The 2104-nt window shown below is 39.3% G+C and carries 1 protein-coding gene; it reads right to left on the bottom strand.

Annotated features, from left to right (window positions below; all coding sequences use genetic code 11):
* A partial coding sequence (locus E1140_RS21240; RefSeq protein WP_185153334.1) for a hypothetical protein occupies positions 1-2104 on the bottom strand: 2104 nt, incomplete at both ends.

Below are 2104 nucleotides of genomic sequence, written 5' to 3' on the forward strand. Positions count from 1 at the left end.
AAAATCTGAATACAAATTATTCAACACGCCAAATGCCTGAACATTCTTTTGATTTAAAGCGGCAATTGAATCACTATCAACATCAAGGTCGCCAAAAGAAGTTGTTACCTGATAAACAATTGGACCTGCAGTAGTTTGCCCCTGATGCCAAATAAATTCATAGTCAACATCTTGACCTTGCTCCAATACAGGGATAATATCTCCATCAAATGTACAATCCTTATGATCATATGGAGTAAGTGATACAACAGGGTTAACTACATTCTGGGTCACGGTTACCGTCTCCTGAACAGTACAGCCAGAATCTTCATCATAAACCAACACGGTGTAATCTCCCTGAGGTAAGTCACCCGGCAAATCACTAGTAACAGCTGTCACCCCATTTGCAGGAACTCCTGTTGCTAACAATGTTAAAACTCGAGGATCTGAATCGTCAAAAATATCAGCTGGAACACTTGTTCCTGTATACCACCTTACTGAGAACCCACTTGACGCTACTGGATTATCTATTACAACTGACACAGACCCATTAGGATTACCCGCAAAATCACAACTAGTTTGCTGAATAAATGAAGTTGTAATTGTTGGTGGAGTAGTTGATTTGATAATTTCAACTGTTATAGGTAATGAAACACATGATGTACTAAGGTCAGTGACCGTTACCGTATAATCGCCTTCCACCTGCTCATCTAATAGAGGACTATTTGCATCTGCCACTGTTAAAGGTGTTCCTGAAGGTGTCTCCCCAGCATACCAGGTAAATTCATAATTAGCATCAGGAAGTGGAATACCGCCATTAACCTGAACAGTTATTGACCCATTCGGAGTTAGGTTAGCAATATCACAAATATTATTTGGAGTTTTGCTAACAAACTCTACAGTTGGTTTTGTAATCACTTCAGGAACTAAAATCGATGCTATGTCCTGACAACCGGTAGATAAGTTCGTGATTTGAACTGTATAATTTCTAGAGGAAATATTTGTCAGAGTAAGTTCATCTGCTGAAATTGCACCATCAACACCATCATTAAATGGAGTATTAGTATCGGAACCAACAAACCAGTCAATATCAATATTATCAGGATATGCCCCAACCAGAATGCCATCAATATCATTAAGTCGAAGAATACCATTAGGACTACCACATGATGTCTGAATAGCATCTACGACCAAGCCTGGTGTTGGAGGATCAGGTAAATTAACAATAGTAAACTGCTGAGGAGAAGTTTCACAACCTAATCTATCATTTAACACCGTAATGTAATAAGTTCCTCCAGGAATGAATTCTAATCTGGATGTCCCGGGCACTGAGTTATCGATATTAGCATCTGGGTATGTTGTATTTACATCTACAGTAGCGGCTGCATCTGTGAACCAGCTAATTGTATAAGTATCTGAAGGAATAGAGTTCACATCAGAGTATGTAACCTCGATAAACCCTGTAAAACCATTTGGTGAATCAGTTGCTAATGTAGCATTACAAACTGCATTGTCATTCTTATTATTAAGTGTAACTACAGGGTCAATTTCTGATGTTGGAAGAGTATACGTTTCAACAGTATTACAACCTGTGGCATTATTAATTACCTCAACAGTGTAATTTGCATCGCCAGGTATACCGGCATAAGTATCTCCAGTAAAATCAGGAACCCTTGTACCGGCCACAATCACTACTGAGTTTCCATTATACCAATTAATTGTATGTGTAGTATTAAATACCGCAGGATTTGCTTCCCCATCGATATCAACTATAGACAACTCTCCATTATCTGGCAGACTACAGTTTGTACTCGATTGTATTGACTCAGCAATAACTGGTAGTATCTGAATATCATCTACCACTACCGGAACAACGTCTGACGGACAGCCAAGATCATCATTGGTCACAATAACATCATAGGTATCATCTTCAAGTTCAATAAAGGTTCCTGTACTATTACTGTCCGTAAATCCTGTATTCTGGCCTGTAATACTATAAGTATAGGAATCGGCCACACCATCAACTCCCGGATCATTGGCATAAGGATCCAATGTGATTACTATCTCCCCGGTGAAGGCATTGGCTGCTAAATCTTCATCACAGACCGAGTTTGGTTGTGTAGCG

It is taken from the genome of Fulvivirga lutimaris (assembly GCF_009711525.1).
In the GTDB taxonomy this organism is placed as follows: Bacteria; Bacteroidota; Bacteroidia; order Cytophagales; family Cyclobacteriaceae; genus Fulvivirga; species Fulvivirga lutimaris.